The sequence below is a fragment of the Verminephrobacter eiseniae EF01-2 genome (assembly GCF_000015565.1).
GTDB classification, from domain to species: Bacteria; Pseudomonadota; Gammaproteobacteria; order Burkholderiales; family Burkholderiaceae_C; genus Acidovorax; species Acidovorax eiseniae.
Genome location: NC_008786.1, coordinates 650,369 through 670,536, shown reverse-complemented (window position 1 = coordinate 670,536; position 20,168 = coordinate 650,369). Strand labels below are relative to the sequence as shown.

At 67.1% G+C, this 20,168-nt stretch carries 22 protein-coding genes and 1 pseudogene; 14 read left to right on the top strand and 9 right to left on the bottom strand.

The annotated features are described in order from the left end of the window. Positions 1 to 70 precede the first annotated feature (70 nt). Both VEIS_RS02940 and hpf read right to left on the bottom strand, forming a co-directional pair. Entirely contained in the window at positions 71 to 538 is a 468-nt protein-coding gene (locus tag VEIS_RS02940) for a PTS sugar transporter subunit IIA (protein WP_011808398.1), read from the bottom strand. A gap of 111 nt (positions 539 to 649) precedes the next feature. After that, positions 650 to 985 (bottom strand): ribosome hibernation-promoting factor, HPF/YfiA family, encoded by a 336-nt coding sequence (gene hpf / locus VEIS_RS02935; RefSeq protein WP_011808397.1) that lies wholly within the window; start codon positions 983 to 985, stop codon positions 650 to 652. 69 nt (positions 986 to 1,054) lie between these two features. Here hpf and VEIS_RS28135 point away from each other — a divergent pair, with 69 nt between their 5' ends. From VEIS_RS28135 to VEIS_RS02925, 3 genes are all read left to right on the top strand, one after another. Beyond that, positions 1,055 to 1,231 carry a hypothetical protein gene (locus VEIS_RS28135; RefSeq protein ID WP_157048377.1) on the top strand — a complete coding sequence of 59 codons (177 nt, stop codon included), beginning with the start codon at positions 1,055 to 1,057 and terminating at the stop codon, positions 1,229 to 1,231. 240 nt (positions 1,232 to 1,471) lie between these two features. After that, a complete protein-coding gene (locus VEIS_RS02930) occupies positions 1,472 to 3,565 on the top strand; it encodes an ATP-dependent helicase (RefSeq protein WP_011808396.1) in 2,094 nt (697 codons plus the stop codon). Positions 3,566 to 3,608: 43 nt separating this feature from the next. Next, entirely contained in the window at positions 3,609 to 4,874 is a 1,266-nt protein-coding gene (locus tag VEIS_RS02925) for a phospholipase A (RefSeq protein ID WP_011808395.1), read from the top strand. Here the strand turns inward: VEIS_RS02925 and VEIS_RS02920 are convergent. Next, positions 4,843 to 5,355 (bottom strand): universal stress protein, encoded by a 513-nt coding sequence (locus VEIS_RS02920; RefSeq protein ID WP_011808394.1) that lies wholly within the window; start codon positions 5,353 to 5,355, stop codon positions 4,843 to 4,845. The two genes, VEIS_RS02925 and VEIS_RS02920, sit on opposite strands and share 32 nt — an antisense overlap. Before the next feature lie 88 nt (positions 5,356 to 5,443). On the opposite strand from VEIS_RS02920, the gene tgt reads away from it, so the two are divergent. The 3 genes from tgt to VEIS_RS02905 all read left to right on the top strand — a co-directional run bounded on the left by tgt (position 5,444) and on the right by VEIS_RS02905 (position 8,594). Then, positions 5,444 to 6,616: a tRNA guanosine(34) transglycosylase Tgt gene (tgt, locus tag VEIS_RS02915; RefSeq protein ID WP_011808393.1), complete on the top strand. Its 1,173-nt coding sequence runs from the start codon at positions 5,444 to 5,446 to the stop codon at positions 6,614 to 6,616. 188 nt (positions 6,617 to 6,804) lie between these two features. Then, positions 6,805 to 7,224 carry a hypothetical protein gene (locus VEIS_RS02910; RefSeq protein WP_041949767.1) on the top strand — a complete coding sequence of 140 codons (420 nt, stop codon included), beginning with the start codon at positions 6,805 to 6,807 and terminating at the stop codon, positions 7,222 to 7,224. 89 nt (positions 7,225 to 7,313) lie between these two features. After that, a complete protein-coding gene (locus VEIS_RS02905) occupies positions 7,314 to 8,594 on the top strand; it encodes an ImmA/IrrE family metallo-endopeptidase (RefSeq protein WP_232287825.1) in 1,281 nt (426 codons plus the stop codon). A 3-nt stretch (positions 8,595 to 8,597) separates the two neighbouring features. On the opposite strand, the gene rnhA is transcribed toward VEIS_RS02905, so the two are convergent. Both rnhA and VEIS_RS02895 read right to left on the bottom strand, forming a co-directional pair. After that, on the bottom strand, positions 8,598 to 9,065 hold the full coding sequence (rnhA, locus tag VEIS_RS02900; protein WP_011808390.1) for a ribonuclease HI: 468 nt from the start codon (positions 9,063 to 9,065) through the stop codon (positions 8,598 to 8,600). Between the two features lie 37 nt (positions 9,066 to 9,102). Next, positions 9,103 to 10,020, bottom strand: coding sequence for a class I SAM-dependent methyltransferase (locus VEIS_RS02895; RefSeq protein ID WP_049773800.1), 918 nt, complete (start codon positions 10,018 to 10,020; stop codon positions 9,103 to 9,105). On the opposite strand from VEIS_RS02895, the gene gloB reads away from it, so the two are divergent. Together gloB and VEIS_RS02885 are read left to right on the top strand one after the other, a co-directional pair. Next, complete coding sequence (gloB, locus tag VEIS_RS02890; RefSeq protein WP_011808388.1) at positions 10,019 to 10,795, top strand: hydroxyacylglutathione hydrolase; 777 nt, start codon at positions 10,019 to 10,021, stop codon at positions 10,793 to 10,795. The genes VEIS_RS02895 and gloB overlap by 2 nt on opposite strands. Beyond that, positions 10,792 to 12,339 carry a transglycosylase SLT domain-containing protein gene (locus VEIS_RS02885; protein WP_011808387.1) on the top strand — a complete coding sequence of 516 codons (1,548 nt, stop codon included), beginning with the start codon at positions 10,792 to 10,794 and terminating at the stop codon, positions 12,337 to 12,339. Before gloB ends, VEIS_RS02885 begins: the two co-directional genes overlap by 4 nt. Before the next feature lie 90 nt (positions 12,340 to 12,429). Here the strand turns inward: VEIS_RS02885 and VEIS_RS02880 are convergent, their stop codons facing one another. The 4 genes and pseudogenes from VEIS_RS02880 to rpe all read right to left on the bottom strand — a co-directional run bounded on the left by VEIS_RS02880 (position 12,430) and on the right by rpe (position 15,024). After that, positions 12,430 to 13,497: an ABC transporter substrate-binding protein gene (locus tag VEIS_RS02880; protein ID WP_011808386.1), complete on the bottom strand. Its 1,068-nt coding sequence runs from the start codon at positions 13,495 to 13,497 to the stop codon at positions 12,430 to 12,432. Then, positions 13,479 to 13,775: a hypothetical protein gene (locus VEIS_RS30175; protein ID WP_232287824.1), complete on the bottom strand. Its 297-nt coding sequence runs from the start codon at positions 13,773 to 13,775 to the stop codon at positions 13,479 to 13,481. The genes VEIS_RS02880 and VEIS_RS30175 overlap by 19 nt, the downstream gene beginning before the upstream one ends. A gap of 19 nt (positions 13,776 to 13,794) precedes the next feature. Continuing rightward, positions 13,795 to 14,200: pseudogene (locus tag VEIS_RS02875) on the bottom strand (MAPEG family protein). 143 nt (positions 14,201 to 14,343) lie between these two features. Further along, positions 14,344 to 15,024 (bottom strand): ribulose-phosphate 3-epimerase, encoded by a 681-nt coding sequence (rpe, locus tag VEIS_RS02870; RefSeq protein WP_011808384.1) that lies wholly within the window; start codon positions 15,022 to 15,024, stop codon positions 14,344 to 14,346. 79 nt (positions 15,025 to 15,103) lie between these two features. Here rpe and apaG point away from each other — a divergent pair, with 79 nt between their 5' ends. The 6 genes from apaG (at position 15,104) to VEIS_RS02840 (ending at position 20,162) form a co-directional block, all read left to right on the top strand. Continuing rightward, positions 15,104 to 15,511: a Co2+/Mg2+ efflux protein ApaG gene (gene apaG / locus VEIS_RS02865; RefSeq protein WP_011808383.1), complete on the top strand. Its 408-nt coding sequence runs from the start codon at positions 15,104 to 15,106 to the stop codon at positions 15,509 to 15,511. A 189-nt stretch (positions 15,512 to 15,700) separates the two neighbouring features. Beyond that, on the top strand, positions 15,701 to 16,963 hold the full coding sequence (locus VEIS_RS02860; protein WP_011808382.1) for a cation:proton antiporter: 1,263 nt from the start codon (positions 15,701 to 15,703) through the stop codon (positions 16,961 to 16,963). Then, positions 16,953 to 18,077, top strand: coding sequence for a YbdK family carboxylate-amine ligase (locus VEIS_RS02855; RefSeq protein ID WP_011808381.1), 1,125 nt, complete (start codon positions 16,953 to 16,955; stop codon positions 18,075 to 18,077). The genes VEIS_RS02860 and VEIS_RS02855 overlap by 11 nt, the downstream gene beginning before the upstream one ends. Positions 18,078 to 18,106: 29 nt before the next feature. Next, positions 18,107 to 19,111, top strand: coding sequence for a thiamine-phosphate kinase (gene thiL, locus VEIS_RS02850; RefSeq protein ID WP_041950460.1), 1,005 nt, complete (start codon positions 18,107 to 18,109; stop codon positions 19,109 to 19,111). Continuing rightward, positions 19,108 to 19,635: a phosphatidylglycerophosphatase A family protein gene (locus VEIS_RS02845; protein WP_011808379.1), complete on the top strand. Its 528-nt coding sequence runs from the start codon at positions 19,108 to 19,110 to the stop codon at positions 19,633 to 19,635. Before thiL ends, VEIS_RS02845 begins: the two co-directional genes overlap by 4 nt. Next, entirely contained in the window at positions 19,635 to 20,162 is a 528-nt protein-coding gene (locus VEIS_RS02840; protein ID WP_011808378.1) for a CinA family protein, read from the top strand. The genes VEIS_RS02845 and VEIS_RS02840 overlap by 1 nt, the downstream gene beginning before the upstream one ends. Positions 20,163 to 20,168: the final 6 nt, after the last annotated feature.

Sequence of the window (20,168 nt, the reverse complement as noted above, 5' to 3'; positions counted from 1 at the left end):
GTCCGCCGCAGCAGATGAAACGGACACGGCCCGCACGGACGCCGCAGGTGACATGGGGGGGCGTGTCACTTCAATCTGTTTGCGTCGACTGCCAGCCGGCGATCATGCCATGCAGCTCGGCGGCATCGGTGCAGGCCTTGAGCTTTTCGCGCAACGCGGAGTCGCTGAGCAACTCGGCAATCTCCGAGAGGATCGCCAAGTGCTCTTCCATGGCCGTCCCGGGCACCAGCAGAAAGAACAGCAAACTGACCGGCAACTCGTCCGGGGCATAGCCGCTGATCGGGTGGAGCATCTGGAACACGGCCGCCATCGGCATCTTCAGGCCCTTGACACGTCCGTGGGGAATGGCCACGCCATGGCCCAGGCCGGTGGAGCCCAGGCGTTCGCGCGCCAGCAGGCTGTCGGTGATCAACGCCCGCGAGAGGCCGTGCTGGCTCTCGAACAGCAGGCCCACTTCTTCAAAAACGCGCTTCTTGCTGGTGGCGTCCACGCTCACGAGCACTTGGGCAGAGGGCAGGATGGCGGCAAGTCGGTTCATGGTCAGGAGTAACAAATTATGCACAGGTATTGTCGCGCCGGCCGGGCAAGCCAGGCAATAAAAAAACCGCCCGGGTGGGCGGTTGCCTGCCGCAGGCGGGAGGCGCATCCTCTACACGTGCAATTCGCGCTTGGCGGCTTCGTGGTGGTGGTCCTGCAAGCGATCCTTGTGGCGCACTACCTGGCGGTCGAGCTTGTCGACCAGTTCGTCGACCGCCGCGTACAGGTCGGCGTGGGAACTTTCGGCAAACAGGTCACAGCCTTTGACATGGATGTTGCATTCCGCTCGCTGGCGTTTTTCTTTCTCCTTTTGTTTTTCTATCGTCAGCAGCACCTTGACATCGACAACCTGGTCAAAATGCCGGGTGATCCGGTCCAGCTTGGTGGTGACGTAGCTGCGCAAGGCGGGGGTTACTTCGAGGTGGTGACCGCTGATCGTCAAGTTCATGAATGAAGTCTCCGTAACGCAAGGTGGAAAAAAAGCCGCCCCGGAGCAGAGGAGCGGCTCGGCGAACTGGTGTCGCGTCACCGGTCAGATGTCGTAGGCTGCGCGCAGCCATCGGAGCGCAGCGCAAGGCGCATCGCGCAGCCCATACCGAGCGTATTGGCAAGCGATGCAACGCCGCGATGCGCTTCGATGGCCAGCGCAGACCGACAGATGATCGGTGACGCGACACTAGTGTGTATCCGTTGACATGGACTGACTATGCCCCCGCCCTTGCCGAAATGCAATCCCGGGCCGCCATGCCCGCCGGGCCATGCCCGGCAAACGGCCAGGCGCGCTACCGGGCGCCGGCAGGGCAGATGGCGCCAGCCTGGCATCCGTTGCCAGTTACTCATCGTTGCGTGCGCGCCGGTATCATTGCGCGCTCGGGGGCGCTGGTCGCCAGTCGCCAGCGCCCGGTTCGCCTTCTTGCCCGCGCCCTGTGCCCTCATGTCTGCCGGTCTCAATCTTGCCCAGCTTCGGGCGATTCATTACACCGACGGGGCCTGCCTGGTGCTGGCCGGCGCGGGTTCGGGCAAGACCCGGGTGATCACGCACAAGATCGCCCACATGATCGAGCGCGGCCTGGAACCCGGGCGCATTGCCGCCATCACCTTCACCAACAAGGCTGCGGCCGAGATGCGCGAGCGTGCCCGGGGCCTGATTGGCCGCCGCGCCAAGGAGGTGCTGGTGTGCACCTTCCACGCGCTGGGCGTGCGCATGTTGCGCGCGGATGGCGCGCGGCTGGGCCTCAAGCCGCAGTTCAGCATCCTCGACGCCGATGACGTGACCGGCATCCTGAAGGACGCAGCCGGCGGCACCACCGACCTGGCCACCGCCCGGCAGTGGCAATGGACCATCAGCCAATGGAAGAACATGGGCCTGAACGCCGGGCAGGCGCTGGCCCGGGCCGCAGACGACGGCGAGCGCAGCATCGCCACGCTGATGGCACGCTACGAAGAGCGCCTGACGGCCTACCAGAGCGTGGATTTCGACGACCTGATCGGCCTGCCGCTGCGGCTGCTGCGCGACTTTGCCGAACTGCGCGCCAAATGGCAGGCAGCGCTGGGCCATGTGCTGGTGGACGAATACCAGGACACCAACGGCACGCAGTACGAGTTGCTGCGGCTGCTGGTGGGCGAGCGTGGGCATTTCACCGCCGTGGGCGACGATGACCAGTCGATCTACGGCTGGCGCGGCGCCACGCTGGACAACCTGAAAAAGCTGCCCATCGACTTCCCGCAGCTCAAGGTCATACAGCTCGAACAAAACTACCGCTCCACCAACGCCATCCTGCGCGCGGCCAACCATGTGATAGCGCCCAACCCCAAGCTGTTTGCCAAAACGCTGTTCAGCGAGTTGGGCGAAGGCGAGCCGGTGCGCGTCGTGGTTGCCGACAATCAAGAGCATGAGGCCGAACGCGCCGTGGCCCGCATCCAGAGCCTGCGCGCGGCCAGCAACCCGCCGCCGGACTGGAAGGGTTTTGCCATCCTGTACCGCGCCAACCACCTGGCCAAACCGTTTGAAAAAGCGCTGCGCAAGGCCAGCATCCCGTACAAGGTGTCGGGCGGCACCAGTTTTTTCGACCGGGCAGAAATCAAGGACCTGTGCGCCTGGTTCCGGCTGTGGCTCAACAACGATGACGACCCGGCGTTTTTGCGCAGCATCACCGCCCCCAGGCGCGGCATTGGCCACACCACGCTGGCAGCGCTGGGGGCCTTTGCCACGCAGCACCGGCAAAGCCTGTTCGGCGCGCTGTTCAACGGCATGTTGCCCGCCGCCGTGCCCCAGCGCGCGCTCGACGGCCTGCACGCATTCGGCCGCTACATCAACGAGTTGGAACACAACGCCCGCCACACGCATGGCGCCGGGCAGTCCCTGGCCTTTTTGCACCAATGGCTCAAGGACATCGGCTACGAGCAGCACCTGTACGACAGCGAGGACAGCGAACAACGGGCCGCGGCCCGCTGGAGCAACGTGCTGGAGTTTTGCGACTGGATGGCCCAGCGCGCAGGCGGCCAGATCGACGAGCAGACCGGCGCGACCGGGCCGGACCAGCCCGGCAAGAGCCTGCTGGCGGTGTCGCAGACCATTGCGCTGCTGTCTACCATCTCCGGGCACGAGAAGGAGCAGGACATGGTGACGCTGTCGACGCTGCATGCCGCCAAGGGGCTGGAGTGGCCGCATGTGATCCTGGCCGGTGTGACCGAGGGCATGCTGCCGTTCAAGATCGACGACGACGAAGGCCGCCGGCAGCCGTTGGGCGACGACATGCTGGCGCGCCTGCAGGAAGAGCGCCGCCTGATGTACGTGGGCATCACCCGCGCCCAGCGCACGCTGGCCGTGAGCTGGTCGCGCCAGCGCAAAAAGGGGCGCGACATGGTGGCCGCGCAGCCGAGCCGCTTCATCGCCGACATGGAACTGGACAAAAACTCCACCCGGGAGGACCCGCGTGCAAAGCTCAAGGCATTGCGCGCCGAGTTCGCTGCAAAAACCCAAGCCGCCCAGGCCACCCAGGCCGCGCACGCTGCGCCAACGGCTTGACGCCTGCCCGTCACAGATTTGTTTTTGATAGCACGAAGTGACCATGCCACAACCGCCAGCAGCCCACACGACCCCCCATGCCGGTGGCCTGGCGCTGACACCCGTGGCGCGGCCCCTGGTGCCGTCCCTGGCCAGCGCCGCGCTGCTGCTGGCCGCGCTGGCCCCGGCAGGCGCCGCGCTGGCGCAGACCATGCCCGCAGCCACAGGGGCCGACAGCAGCGCCTGGCGCCGCTGCAGCGCGCTGTCCGGCAACGACCCGGCACGCCTGGCCTGCTTTGACGCATGGGCCGCGCAGCAGGACTGGCAGGCGCCCGGCGCCTCCGCCGACAGTGCAGATGGCAGTTCAGATAATTCAGACCATTCGGCGCGTTCGGCCCGCCCGGCATCCGCCCTGCCCGTGGACAGCCCGCCGCCGCACCCCGGCAGCAGCGACAGCGCGCACGCCGGCTGCCGCGACCCGCAGTACAGCGACCTGGCGCGGTTCTGGGAACTGGAGTCGGGCAGCGACTGCGGCATCTTCAACTTCCGTGGCTACCGGCCGATCACCGTGTCGATCGTGGTAGCGAGCGGCGTGAACCGCCAGCCCCTGTCGAGCGCCGAGGGCAACTCGGCCACCACATCCATCCCCTACCGCCACACCGAAAACCGGATCCAGCTCTCGGTGCGCACCAAGCTGGCCCAAGACCTGCTCACCCAGAACTGGCCCACGCTCAGGGACTCGCTGTGGTTCGGCTACACCCAGCAGTCGTACTGGCAACTGTTCACGCCCGACATCTCGCGCCCCTTTCGCACCACCGACCACGAACCCGAACTGATCTACGTCTACCCGAGCACGGCGCAGCTACCGCTTGGCTGGCGCTGGCGCTACAGCGGCATTGGACTGGTGCACCAGTCCAATGGCCAGAGCAAGCCCCTGTCGCGCAGTTGGAACCGGGTCTACCTGATGACCGGCATCGAGTTGGACCGGCGCTGGAGCGTCAACGCCCGCATCTGGGAGCGCATCCCGGAAAGCGCGGACAGCGATGACAACCCCGGCATCAGCGACTACATCGGCCGCGCCGAGCTGTCGGCATTCTGGAACCTGAACCAGTACAACACGCTTGGCGCCACGGTGCGCCATACGCTGTCCCGCAGCAACCGCGGATCGGTGCGCCTGGAATGGTTGCAGGCCCTGGGCGCGGTCCGGTGGGGCAGCAAAAGCAGCCTGCGCTTGCACACCGCCCTGTTTCGTGGCCATGGCGACAGCGTGATCGACTACAACTACAAGCGCACCGTGTTCAGCCTGGGATTGAGCCTGGTTGATTTCTGACCTCGGCGTCTGCGCCGGCATCACCATCGCCGCCGGTGCTTTCCGGCATCTGCGCATGCTTGACGATGGTCACCGGCACCGGGCTGGCATGGGCCACCTGCTGCGATACCGAGCCCAGCAACGCGCTGCGGATCGCGCCTTGCCCCCGGGCGCCGATGATGACCAGAGCACAGTCCGAGCGCTCGATCATGTCCACCAGCGTATGCGCCACATCGCCGACGCCGACATCGGTCTCGTAGGGGACGCCAGCCACATCCAGCAGCGCACACGCCGACGCCATCAGATGCTCGCCCGCTTCAATGCTGGCCGCAGCGATCAGCGCCGGGTCGCGCGCGGTGACCATCTCGTACAGCGTCGCGGGCTCTTGCACATGGGCCAGCACCACGCTCGCCCTCAGGCCCTGGCGCAGCAGCGCCAGCGCATGGCGCACGCCGTCCAGCGAGAGTTCCGAGCCATCCACGGCAATCAGGATTTTGAGCATGGCATTGCCTTTCACTGGGTTGAGAACCAACCCGGCCAGTGTAGCCAGGCGGCGCGCCAGCGCCAGCCGGTCTGGAACAATGCGCCCCATGCTGCAGTTCGACCTTCTGACCACCGACCCCGCCAGCCACGCACGCCGCGGCCGACTCACGCTGCGGCACGGCCAAGTGCAAACCCCCATCTTCATGCCCGTGGGCACCCATGGCAGCGTCAAGGGCGTGCTGCCGCGCAGCCTGCACGAGATGGGCGCACAAATCATCCTGGGCAACACCTTTCACCTGTGGCTGCGCCCCGGGCTGGCCGTGTTGCAGGGCTTTGGCGGCCTGCATGGCTTTGAAAAGTGGAACAAGCCCATCCTCACCGACTCCGGCGGCTTCCAGGTGTGGAGCCTGGGCGCGCTGCGCACGATCACCGAGGAAGGCGTGCACTTTGCCAGCCCCGTGAACGGCGACAAGCTGTTCCTGTCGCCCGAAGTGAGCATGCAGATCCAGACCACGCTCGACAGCGACATCGTGATGCAGCTCGACGAATGCACCCCCTACGAGACCCGGGGCCAGCGGACCACCGAGCGCGCGGCCTGCCAGTCGATGCAGATGAGCCTGCGCTGGGCCAAGCGCAGCCAGGACGAGTTCCAGCGCCTGAACAACCCCAATGCCCTGTTCGGCATCGTGCAGGGCGGCATGTACGAAAACCTGCGCGCCGAATCGCTGGCCGCCCTGGCGGCCATGGACTTGCCCGGCTACGCCATCGGCGGCGTGAGCGTGGGCGAGCCCAAGGACGAGATGCTGCGCATCATGGCGCACACACCGCACCGCCTGCCCGCACACAAGCCGCGCTACCTGATGGGCGTGGGCACGCCCGAAGACCTGGTCGAAGGCGTGGCGCAGGGCGTGGACATGTTCGACTGCGTAATGCCCACGCGCAACGCGCGCAACGGCACGCTGTTCACGCGCTTTGGCGACCTGAAAATCCGCAACGCGCGCCACAAGACCGACCCCCAGCCCCTGGACGGCAGTTGCACCTGCTACACCTGCGCGGGCCCGTCCGGCGTGGCCTGGGACCAAGGCGGGCGCGACGGCTTCAGCCGCGCCTACCTGCACCACCTGGAGCGCTGCGGCGAAATGCTCGGCCCCATGCTCAGCACCGTGCACAACCTGCACTACTACCTGAACCTGATGCGCGAAATACGCCAAGCGCTCGACGCCGGAGAATTCACGCAGCTACGCGCACGCCTGAAGGCAGACCGGGCGCGTGGCGTGTGAGCGGCCCCCCCGGGATCGTCCCGGTCGTTGCTGGTGGAGCGCCTGGGCTGATTGAGACGGCGGGTCATTGCCGGGCTTGCAACCCGTTTCCCCGTTGCCGCTGGCGGCACTGTGCTTGCAATGAGCGGGCTGCGCGATGCCTATCTCTGCTTTGCTACACTCACCGGCAGCGCAAAAGGAAGCATCGGATGCGACAGAGCCGCCAGAGCCAGCTCAAAGACCGAAGGGCTGTAGCGCCAGACACGGTAAGCCCGGCCGACTTGCGGGCATTGAGCAAGAAAGTGACCTATGTCGGCCACGGGAACCACAAGCGTTTTCCGGCGAACTATGGCCTGACCAGCACGAGCCCACGACCTACCAAGTCACTCTGCGACATGACGAGAACCATCCTGCTTGAAGAGGCTTTGGCCTTGCTCAAGTGTGGCGTTCTGAAGGGAATCATCAGCCAGCCTCGCGCTGACGGTTTTCCGAAGTACATTTGGTCAGTTTCCGCAGCGGGGGAAGTGTTTGAAGCCAAATCCCACCCGAATGACAACGGGCGCTACCATGGATACCCGCTCGAAAATGAGGATGCGATGCGCGCGCACATCCTCTCCATCTGGAAATAGCGATGCAAGACAGTTGGGAAATCGACGTTGACTGGCAATCCCTCGAAGACGGGGAGCCCGAGGAAGCAGCTTGCTTTGCCGAGATCGGCATGCGCGCCTATGGCGTGCCGCTGACACAGGGCCACGACAAGCTCCTGAACAGTCTCAAGCAGGCCCCGCTTCTTTCCGGCTACCACTTGGCTTTGTGGTTCGCCTCGAACTGGTGGCGCTTGCGCTGGGAGCCTCGGCGCAAATCGACCGCCTGGGCTTTGGCGCACAGCATGGCGAGCATCGGCGAGGGCTACATATGGCCCGACATCGACTTCGCATCCGATGGCCGGTTTGTCCTGCTGAACGCCAGGCCGACGATGGACCGGCCTGGCACGCCTTTTCGCTACATCACTCCTGAAACGACCTCCGTGATAGCCGCCGCAAAGTTCGAAGCGGTGGTCGACGAGTTTGTCGCCACCGTTGTCCAGCGCCTCCGGGACTGCTGTCCGGGTGCAACAGCGCTCGATGCCACCTGGGCCGCCGTGGGCGAGGAACGGGCTTCGAACACCGTGAGCGCCAAAAGAAAGCTGGAAGCTTTGCTGGGACTCGATCCTGACGACATGGATGACGGCCGGTACGCCGAACTTCAGGCCGATGGCGAGCGCATCGGTGTGACGGCGCTCCAGGAATTGGCCGCCGCATCGGAGCACGGGGCCATCCCGACGGCTGGCGAACTACAGGAGATGGGCCGTGCGAGTGGCCACCCTTGCGGTGGATTCGTGCGGTTTGGGCAGGCCGCGCCCGTCAGGGCCAACGAACCACCGATGGCCGCATCAGGGCAGGCATGGCAAGCAGGCGGCGCAACGGCCAGGTGGCTGCGTGACCAACAGCGCCTCGGCGCCGATCCGATCACGAACCGCATGCTGTCCGAGCTGTGCGGTCTGCAGCCGCGTGTTTTGCAGAAAGCCCGAACGGCGACAGGCCCGGGGCTGGCTTTTCTTGCGCGCGGCATGGCGGGAAAAAACTGCGTCGTCCTGCGCGCGAAGCGGGAAGAAGGACGCCGCTTCGAGCTGGCGCGCCTGTTGGGAGACGAGTTGATGCGTGAAAAGGACGAACCCCTCAAGGACGAACCCTTCAGTCTCGCAACCCGCTCATATACCTATCGCCAAAAGGCACAACGCGCATTTGCTGCGGAGTTGCTGAGCCCGTTCCAAGCCGTCGATGGCATGCTCGATGGCGACTACTCCGAGGAAGCCCAGCAAGACGTGGCGGCCCATTTCAACGTCTCTGCCGTGGCCATCCGGACCCAACTGGCCAACCACGAGCGGATCGACCGGTTTGAACCTGAGTGGGGCGCAGCCGGCGCGGGCCTGCGGGCGGCGCCCGGTGTCAGGCCCTGATCGTCATTCGGCCGATGCCAGGGCCCCGCGCCCCAGTGCCTGATCGACGCCCCGGTTGGCCAACGCATCTGCGCGTTCGTTGCCCGGGTCGCCCGAGTGCCCCTTCACCCAGCGCCATTCGATGCGATGGCCGCCGGTGCTCACCAGCGCATCCAGGCGCTGCCACAGATCCACGTTTTTCACCGGCTGCCTGGCGGCGGTGCGCCAGCCCTTGGCCTTCCAGCCGTGGATCCATTCCGTGATGCCCTTGCGCACATATTCGCTGTCCAGATACAGCGTGACGGCGCAGGGGCGCTGAAGGGCCGACAGCGCCTCGATCACCGCCATCAACTCCATGCGGTTGTTGGTGGTGCCCAGTGCGCCGCCAAACAACGCTTTTTCGGTCGGCCCCGAGCGCAGCAGCACGCCCCAGCCGCCCGGGCCCGGGTTGCCCTTGCAGGCGCCATCCGTGTATATCTCTACTTGGTTCACGCTGTGTTCCCGTGTCTGTGGTTGTGGTTCATGGCCGTCATGGTGCGCATCCCCCCGGGTCGCTTGCGGCGCCAGCCCCGCAAGGGCGCGACGCCAGCGGCTCCTGTCCATCGAGGTGGCGGCGTGGGCCGCGCCCGTTCTTGCTGGAGTTGGTTGAATTCGCAAGGGGCACCGTGGTGGCAGCGCGCTGGCGGCTGCTGCGCCAGGCGGGGTTGAGCAGGCGCATGCCGTGCACCCGTTTGACCGCCACCAGAAAATAGGCGGCGCCCAAGATCGGCCACCATTTTTCGCCCAGGGCGTCCATCCAGCCAAAGCGCTCCAGCCACTGGGCGTTGCGCACGGCGGGACGATAACAGCCAAAACGGGTGGATTCGACCTCGAAACCCAACAGCCGCAGCCAGTCGCGCAGGCGCCAGTATCCGATGAGTTCGCCCACTTCCGGCAGGTACGGCGTGCCATGACCCAGGTGCCGGTACCAACGGGCGCGCCGCTGGCGCAGGCCCCACAAACTGGTCGGGTTCAGGCCGCTGATGACCACGCGCCCTTCCGGCATCAGCACCCGCTCCACCTCGCGCAATGCGGCATGGGGGTCGATGCTCAACTCCAGGGTGTGGGGCAAGACGATCAGGTCCAGGCTGGCCGCCGCAAAGGGCAAGGCCACAGGCTCGGCGAGCAGGGCCGCCTGCTGGCGCTGGCGCTGCGGCGCTGCGGCGCCCTCGGCCGGCGTCTGCGCTGCGGCGCTGGCGCCTCCTGCCACCTCCTGCCCAAGTGCCAGCCACCGGTACGGCATGCGGTTTGCGCGCAGGCCATCGAGCAGCGGCACGCCAAGCTGCAGGCTGTGATAACCAAAAATGTCGACCACCGCCTCGTCGAAGCATGCTTGCTCCCACGCCAGCAGATATCGGCCTGGCGGGGAATCGAACCAGTGGTGCAAACCTATAATCGGAGCGCTCATGAATTTGCTAGCGTTGCCCGCCTTTGCCGACAATTACCTGTGGATGCTGCACGACGGCCACCGGGCCATCGTCGTCGACCCGGGTCAGGCCGCGCCCGTGGCGGATGCCCTGCGCCGCCTGGGCCTGCAGTTGCAGGCCATTCTAGTCACGCACCACCATGCCGATCATGTCGGCGGGGTCGAAGCCTTGCGCAATGCGACCGGGGCCAGCGTCCATGGGCCGGCGCGCGAGTCCGTCCCCGAGCCCCTGGTGCGCCTGGCGCAAGGCGATACGGTGGATGTCCTGGGCCTGCGCTTGGAGGTCATCGATGTGCCCGGCCATACCGCCGGCCATATTGCCTACTACTGCCCGCAGATGGACGGTGCGCCGCTGCTCTTTTGCGGCGACACCCTGTTCTCGGGCGGCTGCGGACGGCTGTTTGAGGGAACGCCTGCGCAAATGCTGGCGTCGCTGGATCGGCTGGCGGCCCTGCCCGGCAACACCTTGGTGTGCTGCGCGCACGAATACACCTTGTCCAACCTGAAATTCGCCACTGCCGTGGAGCCCGACAACGCCGCCTTGCGCGACTACAGCCGCCATTGCGCGGCCTTGCGGGCGCAAAACCGGCCCACCTTGCCGTCCCGCATGGAACTGGAGCGGGAGATCAATCCCTTTTTGCGGGTGCGCCAAGCTGCGGTGATCCGCGCGGCCCAGGGCCATGACGCGCAGGTGCAGGCTGACGATGCGGTGACGGTATTGGCCGCGCTGCGCCAGTGGAAAAACGGGTTCCGATGACATTTTTACCCCTCGTCCGCTGGGCCGGCCTGGCCGGCCTGCTCTGGCTCACAGGCTGCACCATCCCGCAGACAGCGCCGCCGCAGACGGCGGCCAGCGCCGGCAAGGCATCGGGCCAAGACATCGCGCCCCGGCAGAGCCCGGACCCCGCCAGCCCCGCCACCGCCGCCAACCCGCCAAATACTGCACACACTGCCCATACGCCCGACATTCCCGATGAGCCCCTGCAACCCATCACCGCCGTCCAGGCCAGCAGTGGCGAGGTGGCGTCGCTGTCCGCCCCGGCGGACCTGTGGGATCGCATCCGCCGCGGCTTTGCGATGCCCGATCTGCAACACGCCCTGGTGCAAGAGCGCGAGCAGTGGTATGCCGCGCGCCCGGACTACATGCAGCGCATGACCGAGCGCTCGAGCAAGTACCTGTTCCATATCGTCGAAGAGATCGAACGCCGCGGCATGCCCACCGAGCTGGCGCTGCTGCCTTACATCGAGAGTGCGTTCAACCCCCAGGCCATCTCCAGCGCCAAAGCCGCAGGCATGTGGCAATTCATGCCGGCCACCGGCAACTATTTCGACCTCAAGCAAAACGCTTTCCGCGATGACCGCCGTGACGTGCTGGCTTCGACCCGGGCCGCACTGGACTACCTGCAAAAGCTCTACACCATGTTTGGCGACTGGCACCTGGCGCTGGCCGCCTACAACTGGGGCGAAGGCCGCGTGGCCCGCGCCATCGCCCGCAACCAGAAGCAGGGCCTGGGCACCGGCTACACCGACCTGAGCATGCCGGCCGAAACCCGCCTGTACGTGCCCAAGCTGCAGGCCGTCAAGAACATCGTGGCCCATCCCGAAGCCTTCGACACCGAGTTGCCGCTGATCGAGAACCACCCCTACTTCCAGACGGTGGACATCCCGCACGACATCGACGTGGCCCTGGTAGCCACGTTGGCCGGGGTGCGCGAAGCAGACTTTCGCGCGCTCAACCCCTCATTGCACCGCCCGGTGATCCTGGCCGCAGGCACGCCGCAGATTCTTTTGCCTTGGGACAACGCCAAGCTGTTCCAGCACAACCTGCAAGCCCACCGCGCGGGCCAGTACGCCAGTTGGACGGTGTGGACCGTGCCCGCCACGATGAGCGTGGCCGAGGCCGCGCAGCGCACCGGCATGAGCGAGAGCGAATTGCGCAGCCTGAACCAGATTCCGCCGCGCATGCGGATCAAGGCCGGCTCGGCGCTGATGGTGCCGCGCTCGGGCGCCAGCCAGGACGTGTCCTCGCACCTGGCAGACAACGGCCAACTCGGGCTGACGCCCGAACCCGTGACCCGCCGCACCACCGTGCGTGCCGGCAAGGGCGACACGGTGGCCAGCATTGCCCGGCGCTACAAGCTGGCCGCCGCCAGCGTGGCCAGATGGAACGGTGTGCGCGCCCATGCGGCGTTCAAGACGGGGCAGTCGGTGGTGGTGTATTTGCCGGTGCGTCAGGCGCGCGGCAAGCGCCAGGCAACATCGGCGCGGCGCCCGCGGGTCAGCACCGCTAACGCCCGCTGATGCCCGGTGAGGCGCCGTCATTCCATTTCCAAATCGTCCGTGAACGCGCAAGCGAAGCCGACAAAGTGCACGGATGCTTCGGCAATGGGATCAGACATCGTACTTTTGCCTGGCCCGGTGCACAAACTCGTTGGTGTAGGCGCACTCCGGGTCCAGCTTCGCGCCGGCCCATTGCGGCTGCACATGCGTGAGCACCCGCAGCGCGGTGGCCGGGCCATCGTCAGGCATCAGCCCGTGGGTGGAATAGGTCTCCCGCACGCGGCTGAAAGCGGCCAGATACAGACCCTGGTCGCCCAGCAGGTAGGCCGCAGGCACGGCCTTGACCAAGTCTGCCGGCGCCGCCGTATGCAGCCACTTGAGCGCGTGCACGATGCCATTGACCAGCGCCTGGGCTTGCGCAGGCTGCTGCTCGATGAATGCCTGGGGGGCGCACAGGCTGCCGGCCGGCATGCTGGCGCCGAACATGTCCTGCGCAGCCTTGAGCGAGCGCAGTTCGCCGATGATGCGGGTGTCCTGCCTTTGTTCGAGCAGCGTCATGATCGGATCGGCATGGCACAGGGCCTGCACCTGGCCCGAACGCAGCGCAGCCAGCGCCTGGGCACCCGAACCCACACCGACAAATGCCACATGGCGCAGGGCGACACCGGAGCGCAGCAACAGCAGACTGGCGGCCAAGTGGGTGGAAGAGCCTATGGACGACACGCCAATGTGCCGCCCCGCCAGATCGCCCGGATCCCTGTACCCGGGCAGCGCGCGCAGCGAAACCCCCAAAGCCAGTTGCGGCGCCCGCCCCTGGAGCACCAGCGCACGGCAGGCCTGGCCGCTGGCCTGCGCCCGAAAGATATGCTCGAAGGCGCCGGAATAGACATCCGCAGCACCGCGCAGCACCGCCTGCCGGGCCTGCGCGCCGGCTGAAAAATCGCGCACCACCACCTCCAGGCCCTCGGCGCGAAAATAACCCAGGCAGTCCGCCAGCGCCAGCGGCAAGTGATAGAGCACGCCCTGCCCGCCCACGGCAACGGTGACACGCCCCAACCCGGCGGCGCCCGGCCGCGTGCGCATCACCGCAGGCGCAAATACCACTGCCGCCGACAGGGCGCAGGCAGTGCCAAAGGCACGGCGACCGGGAGCAGGCAGGGTCATGGCAACGGGCGACATGGCAATGCCAATGCCGCAGCGCAACCATCGTATCGCAGGCAAGTCCAGACCGCATCCGGCTTTACCTGGCCGCAACGGGATGCCACGGAGGGCGCCGCAAAGTGCCACACGACGCCTAGTGTCGCGTCACCGGTCAGATGTCGTAGGCTGCGCGCAGCCATCGGAGCGCAGCGCAAGGCGCATCGCTTGCCCATACCGAGCTGTATTGGCAAGCGATGCAACGCCGCGATGCGCTTCGATGGCCAGCGCGGACCGACAGATGATCGGTGACGCGACACTAGCCTCCAGGCGCAAGACTCAGCGATAGCCGATCAGGAAGATGGCACTGTTGGCCAGGAACCCGCCAGCCCACACCGCGCTACGGGCCGTGGGCATGTCGGCGACATACAGCCCCACGTAAGCGATGCGCAGCATGACGTACACAAGCGCCAGGATGTCCAGCAGCGTCTGCCCCGCACCCAGCATGTGCGCAATGATCACGGCGCCGATGAAGAACGGCAAGGCTTCGAAACTGTTGGCCTGCGCGGCATGGGCGCGGGCATGCCAGCCGGTCTGCCGCGCCAGCCAGGCGCGCGGATCATGGTTGTCGAAGCCCCCGCTGCCGCTCTTGGCAAGCCAGGCGCAACCCAGGGGCAGCAGTGCCGCCGCCAGAACGCACCACAGGTGCCACGGTGAACTGTGCGAGGTGGATGGTGGTGCTCATTTTCAAGGCGCTGTAGCGTGGCTGCGCCGTCAGTGTAGCCTGGCGTTGGCGCGCAGGCAGCACAGCCGCCAGGGCAGGGTTTTGCGCAGGGCGGCGGCCAGGTGCTTTTCCTCGGTTCCGCGCCTGGCAATCCGCTTGGGGAGTCAGCCAAGCTGCCCGCGCAGCGCCGCTATCGCCTGCCGGTAGTCGGGTTGACCAAAGATCGCGCTGCCGGCGACGAAGGTGTCGGCACCGGCGTCGGCCACGCGGCGGATGTTGTCGGGCTTGATGCCGCCGTCCACTTGCAGGCGGATGTCCTTGCCGGATGCGGCGATGCGTTTGCGTGCCGCTTCGATCTTGCGCAGCGCCGAGTCGATGAAGCCCTGCCCGCCAAAACCGGGGTTCACGCCCATGATCAGGATCAGGTCGATGTCGTCTATCACCCAGTCCAGAACATCCAGCGGTTCGGCCGGGTTGAACACCAGGCCGGTCTCGATGCCCTTGGCGCGGATGGCCTGTATGCTGCGGTGCACATGGGGCGATGCGTCGGGGTGGAAACTGATGCCGTCGGCGCCGGCATCGGCAAAGGCGGCGGCCAGCGCGTCCACCGGCGCCACCATCAGGTGCACGTCGATCGGCACGGCCGCGCCAGAGGCGGTTTGGGCATGCGGCTTGAGGGCCTGGCACACCATCGGGCCTACCGTGAGGTTGGGCACGTAGTGGTTGTCCATCACGTCGAAATGGATCCAGTCGGCGCCTGCGGCAATCACGGCGCGCAGTTCCTCGCCCAGGCGGGCAAAGTCGGCGGCCAGGATCGAGGGGGTGATGCGGAATTTGCGGCTCATGCGCCGATTGTCGCAAAGCGCATGGCGCATGGGGTTTTGGCTGCGCGGCGCACGCGGCGCCACGGTTACCATTGCGTCCATGCCAAAGTACCAGTTCGATGTGCAAGTGCAGCCCCAATACCTGCCCGAGGAGTCTGCGCCGGACACCGGGGTGTTCTGCTTTGCCTACACGATTACCGTCACCAACACCGGGCAGGTTCCGGCGCAACTGATTTCCCGGCACTGGATCATCAATGACTCGGGCGGCCTTGCCGAAGAGGTCAAGGGCCTGGGCGTGGTCGGGCGCCAGCCCCTGCTCAAGCCCGGCGAGTCGTTTCAGTACACCAGTGGCTGCCGGCTGCACACCGCCAGCGGCACCATGCACGGCAGTTTCCATTGCGTGGCCGAGGATGGCGCGCTCTTCGTCACCCCGGTGCCGCTGTTCGTGCTGGAAGCGATCGACCATGGCCTGCCGGATGCGCCGTCGGGCGGGCGGGTGCTGCATTGACGCGCGCAGCGCTCGCCCCCCGGGCCGATTGGGGCGCAGCGCCTGGTGTGGCGGGCGCGTCGGCCCGGCGAGGGGCGTGCCGGCGTCTGCCGCTGCCGGGCTGCCGTGGGCGCGCTGCCCTTTGCGCCCGGCGCGAACCCCGGCGCGCCGATGGCCGGCTGAACCTGTCTGACGCAGAGGTCCGATGAGATGAATGAAATCCTGCTGACTTTCTGGGCGCAGTGGCTGCGCCCCTCGGCCGGGCTGCCGACGGTGCACTGGTCGCTGCTGCTGGCCATGGCCGCGCTGGTGGGCTATCTGATACAGCGCCACACCGGGCTGCCCAAGGTGGTCGGCTACTCGCTGGTGGGCACGCTGGCGGGGCTGGCGGGCTTTGGCGGCGCGGTCTGGCCGCTGCAGGGCATCGGCCTGTTTTTGCTGGAGCTCGGTGCCGCCATCGTGCTGTTCGAATGCGGCGCCCGCATACCGCTGCGCTGGTTTCGCCACAACCCGATGGTGCTGGTGCAAAGCATTGCCGAATCGGCGCTGAGCTACTTTGCCGTGTACTGGGTGCTGGTGTGGCTGAATCTGCCCACGCAGGTGGCCGGCCCGCTGGCGCTGGTGGCGCTGGTGGCATCGCCGGCCGTGCTGACGCGCGTGGTGGCCGACACCCTGGCCGCCGGCCCGGTGACCGAACGCGCCATCGTGCTCACCACCTTGTCGACGCTGTACGCGCTGACGCTGGGCAGCGCCAGCGTCCAACTGGCCAACCGCCCGAGCCTGACGCTGCTGGAGGCGGTGTACCCGGTGGTGGCGGTGCTGGGCGTGTCCATCGTGGTGGCGGCGCTGCTGACCCTGGTGCTGCGCGTGGCCCTGCGCCTGATGAGCCCGACCAGCGAAAACACCGCCATGCTGTTCCTGGCGCTGGTGGCTGCCGGCACGGCCGTGGCCGCGCACATGGGCGGCTCGGCGCCGCTGGCGGCGTTGCTCGGCGGCATGCTGCTCAAGCAGATCAACCCCCGCCCCTGGGCCTGGCCGCGCCAACTGGGCAATGCCTCGTCGCTGCTCACGATGCTGATGTTCGTGCTGGTCTCGACCGTGGCCGCGCAGGCCGATTGGAATGCGCCGGTCGCCGGTGTCGTGCTGGCCCTGATCGCCGTGCGTCTGCTGGCCAAGGCCAGCGGCGTGGCGCTGGGCAATGTGGGCAGCGGCGCGAGCTGGCAGCAGGCCCTGTGGGTGGGCTGCGCGATGACGCCGATGTCGTCGATCGCCCTGCTGATTGCCTCGCAGTTCGTGCTGGCAGCGCCCGCCGCCGCCGGCCAGGTGATCGCGAGTGTGGCGCTGCCGGCGATCTTGCTGATGGAGATGTCCGGCGCCATCATTGCCACCGTGGCCATCTACCGCGCGGGCGAAAGCTCCATCCCCTGGGCGCCACTGGCCCGTGGTCACAACGGAGACAGCCATGGGTCTTGAAGCCTTCAGCCGATCCGCGCCGCTGACACTGGGTGTCGAGCTCGAACTGCAACTGGTCAACACCAACGACTACGACCTGGCCCCCTATGCCGATGACATGCTGCGCCTGATGAAAAAGACCCCGTTGCCCGGCAGCGTGGTGCCCGAGATGACCAACAGCATGATAGAAATCTCCACCGGCATCTGCCACTCGTGCAGCGAGGTGCTGGGCCAGCTCACGCCGATCCGCGATGCCCTGGTCAAGAGCGCCGACAAGCTCAACATCGCCGTGCTCGGCGGCGGCACGCACCCCTTTCAGCAATGGCATGAGCGGCGCATCTACGACAAGCCGCGCTTTCGCGAACTGTCCGAACTATATGGTTACCTGTCCAAGCAGTTCACCATCTTCGGCCAGCATGTGCATATCGGCTGCCCCGACGCCAACGCCGCGCTGCTGATGCTGCACCGCATGTCGCGCTACATCCCGCATTTCATCGCATTGTCGGCCTCCAGCCCGTATGTGCAGGGCCAGGACACGGCGTTCGACTCCGCGCGGCTGAACTCGGTGTTTGCCTTCCCGCTCTCGGGCCGCGCGCCGCTGGCGCTGACCTGGGAGGACTTCGGCGCCTACTTCGACAAAATGACGCGCACCGGCGTGGTCAGGAGCATGAAGGACTTCTACTGGGACATCCGCCCCAAGCCCGAGTTCGGCACCATCGAGATCCGCGTGTTCGACACCCCGCTGACCATAGAGCGCGCCGCCGCGCTGGCCGGATATGTGCAATCGCTGGGCGCCTGGTTCCTGGCCGACCAGCCCTTCATGCCCGCAGAGGACGATTACCTGGTCTACACCTACAACCGTTTCCAGGCCTGCCGCTTTGGCCTGGAAGCGGTGTATGTCGACCCGGCCGCAGGCGGCCACATGCCGCTGCGCCAGCATATCCTGGCCACCATGGACGAAATGGCCAGCCACGCCGCCGCGCAAGGCGCATCCAGCGCGCTGCACCTGCTGCGCACCGAGGTCGAGGCGGGCCAGAACGACGCGCGCTGGCTGCGCGAGCGCCAGCGCGAAGAGCAGTTGCTCGCCGAGGTCTGCCGCCAGGCCGCGCAACGCTTTCGCGGACTGGCGCTTTGAGCCGGGAGCGCCCGGGCATGGGTGAAGGCATGGGTGAATTCGAGCTGATCGCCCGCTACTTCACCCGCCCCGTGCGCCGGGCTGCCCTGGGCGTGGGCGACGACTGCGCGCTGCTGCTGCCTGCGGCCGGCATGCAACTGGCCGTCTCCAGCGACATGCTGGTGGCAGGGCGCCATTTTTTTGCCGATGTCGCGCCGCACCGACTGGGCCACAAGGCGCTGGCGGTGAACCTGTCGGACCTGGCCGCCTGCGGCGCGCGCCCGCTGGCATTCACGCTGGCGCTGGCGCTGCCGCGCATCGATGAACCCTGGCTGGAAGGCTTTGCGCGCGGTCTGCTGGCACTGGCCGATGCCCATGGCTGCGAACTGGTGGGCGGCGACACCACGCAAGGCCCGCTCAACATCTGCATCACCGTGTTCGGCGAAGTGCCGGCAGGCCAGGCCCTGCTGCGCAGCAACGCCCGGCCCGGCGACGACATCTATGTCAGCGGCAACCTGGGCGACGCCCGGCTGGCGTTGCTGGCGCTACAGGGCCAACTGGCCCTGCCCGCCGAGCGGCTCGAGCGCGCGCGCCAGCGGCTCGAGCAACCCGCCCCGCGCCTGGCCCTGGGCCAGGCCCTGCGCGGCATTGCCAGCAGCGCCGTGGATATCAGCGACGGCCTGCTGGGCGACCTCGGGCACATCCTGCAAGCCTCGGGCGTGGGGGCGCGCATCGACACCCGCTCTACCATGGGCTTGATCGCTGAAAGCGCATATGAAACCTGCGCAACCTGCGCCGGCAGCCCGCTCGACCCCGAATTGATCCAGCAATGCACGCTCGCCGGGGGCGACGACTACGAACTGGCCTTCACCGCCGCGCCCGCGCTGCGCGCCGCAGTGGCCGCAGCGGCGCAGGCCAGCGCCACACCCGTGACCCGCATCGGCCTGGTGCAAGCCCGGCCGGGCCTGCGGCTGGTGGATGCGCAAGGGCAGCCGGTGCGCCAGCGCTATGCGTCGTTCGATCACTTCGCCAGCCCCGCCTCGGCCCCATCATGACCAACCCCATGACCAGCCCCGCACCCCGGCCTGCACTGCGCCCTGCCTGGCGCTTTTTGCTCGCCCACCCGGCCCATTGCATCGCCCTGGGATTTGGCGCCGGCCTGGCACCCAAGGGGCCGGGCACGATAGGCACGCTGTGGGCCTGGCTGGCCTACCTGGTGCTGCAACAGTGGCTCAGCCAACGGCAGATCGGCCTGCTGATTGCGGCCAGCACCGTGGTCGGCTGGTGGGCCTGCACCACCACCGCGCGCCACCTGCGCGTGGCCGACCCCGGCTGCATCGTATGGGACGAAGTGGTAGCGTTCTGGCTCGTGCTGTGGCTGGCCATGCCCATGGGATGGTCGGGGCAACTGCTGGCCTTTTTGCTGTTTCGCGTTCTCGATGCGACCAAGCCAGGCCCCGTCGGCTGGGCCGAGCGCCAGTTCAAGGGCCTTGGCTGGCGCGGCGGCTGGGGCATCTTGTGGGACGACTTCGTGGCCGCCTTCTGCACCTTGCTGGCGCTGGCCCTGTGGAGGTTTTGATGGACCGCATTCAACTATCAAAAAAAGAGCGATCAGCGCAAGAAACGCTTGCGCCAGCGGATTGTTTGGCCGCCATCTCACGGTGCCTGATCGAGCGCGGCCGGATGCTGGCCACTGCCGAGAGCTGCACCGGCGGCATGATCGCCGCCGCCTGCACCGACCTGGCGGGCTCCAGCCAGTGGTTCGAGCGCGGCTTCGTCAGCTACTCCAACGCCGCCAAGACCGACATGCTGGGCGTGCCCGCCCGCCTGATCGAGCAGCATGGCGCCGTCAGCCAGGCCGTGGCCTGCGCCATGGCCGAGGGCAGCCTGCGCCACTCGCGCGCGCAGGTCAGCCTGGCCGTGACCGGCGTGGCCGGCCCCACCGGCGGCAGCGCCGCCACGCCGCTCGGCAGCGTATGGTTTGGCTGGTGCGTGGACGGCCAGACACACAGCGAGCGACAGCACTTTGCCGGCGACCGCGCCGCCGTGCGGGCCGCCACCATGCGCCATGCGCTGCAGCGGCTGCTCGATCGGCTGACGGCCTGAAAACCT

Bases quoted from the DNA above. Each gene is read 5' to 3' on its own strand.
- VEIS_RS02940 (WP_011808398.1), bottom strand. From the start codon at position 538: ATGAACCGACTTGCCGCCATCCTGCCCTCTGCCCAAGTGCTCGTGAGC.
- hpf (WP_011808397.1), bottom strand. From the start codon at position 985: ATGAACTTGACGATCAGCGGTCACCACCTCGAAGTAACCCCCGCCTTG.
- VEIS_RS02930 (WP_011808396.1), top strand. From the start codon at position 1,472: ATGTCTGCCGGTCTCAATCTTGCCCAGCTTCGGGCGATTCATTACACC.
- VEIS_RS02925 (WP_011808395.1), top strand. From the start codon at position 3,609: ATGCCACAACCGCCAGCAGCCCACACGACCCCCCATGCCGGTGGCCTG.
- VEIS_RS02920 (WP_011808394.1), bottom strand. From the start codon at position 5,355: ATGCTCAAAATCCTGATTGCCGTGGATGGCTCGGAACTCTCGCTGGAC.
- tgt (WP_011808393.1), top strand. From the start codon at position 5,444: ATGCTGCAGTTCGACCTTCTGACCACCGACCCCGCCAGCCACGCACGC.
- VEIS_RS02910 (WP_041949767.1), top strand. From the start codon at position 6,805: ATGCGACAGAGCCGCCAGAGCCAGCTCAAAGACCGAAGGGCTGTAGCG.
- VEIS_RS02905 (WP_232287825.1), top strand. From the start codon at position 7,314: ATGCGCGCCTATGGCGTGCCGCTGACACAGGGCCACGACAAGCTCCTG.
- gloB (WP_011808388.1), top strand. From the start codon at position 10,019: ATGAATTTGCTAGCGTTGCCCGCCTTTGCCGACAATTACCTGTGGATG.
- VEIS_RS02895 (WP_049773800.1), bottom strand. From the start codon at position 10,020: ATGAGCGCTCCGATTATAGGTTTGCACCACTGGTTCGATTCCCCGCCA.
- VEIS_RS02885 (WP_011808387.1), top strand. From the start codon at position 10,792: ATGACATTTTTACCCCTCGTCCGCTGGGCCGGCCTGGCCGGCCTGCTC.
- VEIS_RS02880 (WP_011808386.1), bottom strand. From the start codon at position 13,497: ATGTCGCCCGTTGCCATGACCCTGCCTGCTCCCGGTCGCCGTGCCTTT.
- rpe (WP_011808384.1), bottom strand. From the start codon at position 15,024: ATGAGCCGCAAATTCCGCATCACCCCCTCGATCCTGGCCGCCGACTTT.
- apaG (WP_011808383.1), top strand. From the start codon at position 15,104: ATGCCAAAGTACCAGTTCGATGTGCAAGTGCAGCCCCAATACCTGCCC.
- VEIS_RS02860 (WP_011808382.1), top strand. From the start codon at position 15,701: ATGAATGAAATCCTGCTGACTTTCTGGGCGCAGTGGCTGCGCCCCTCG.
- VEIS_RS02855 (WP_011808381.1), top strand. From the start codon at position 16,953: ATGGGTCTTGAAGCCTTCAGCCGATCCGCGCCGCTGACACTGGGTGTC.
- thiL (WP_041950460.1), top strand. From the start codon at position 18,107: ATGGGTGAATTCGAGCTGATCGCCCGCTACTTCACCCGCCCCGTGCGC.
- VEIS_RS02845 (WP_011808379.1), top strand. From the start codon at position 19,108: ATGACCAACCCCATGACCAGCCCCGCACCCCGGCCTGCACTGCGCCCT.
- VEIS_RS02840 (WP_011808378.1), top strand. From the start codon at position 19,635: ATGGACCGCATTCAACTATCAAAAAAAGAGCGATCAGCGCAAGAAACG.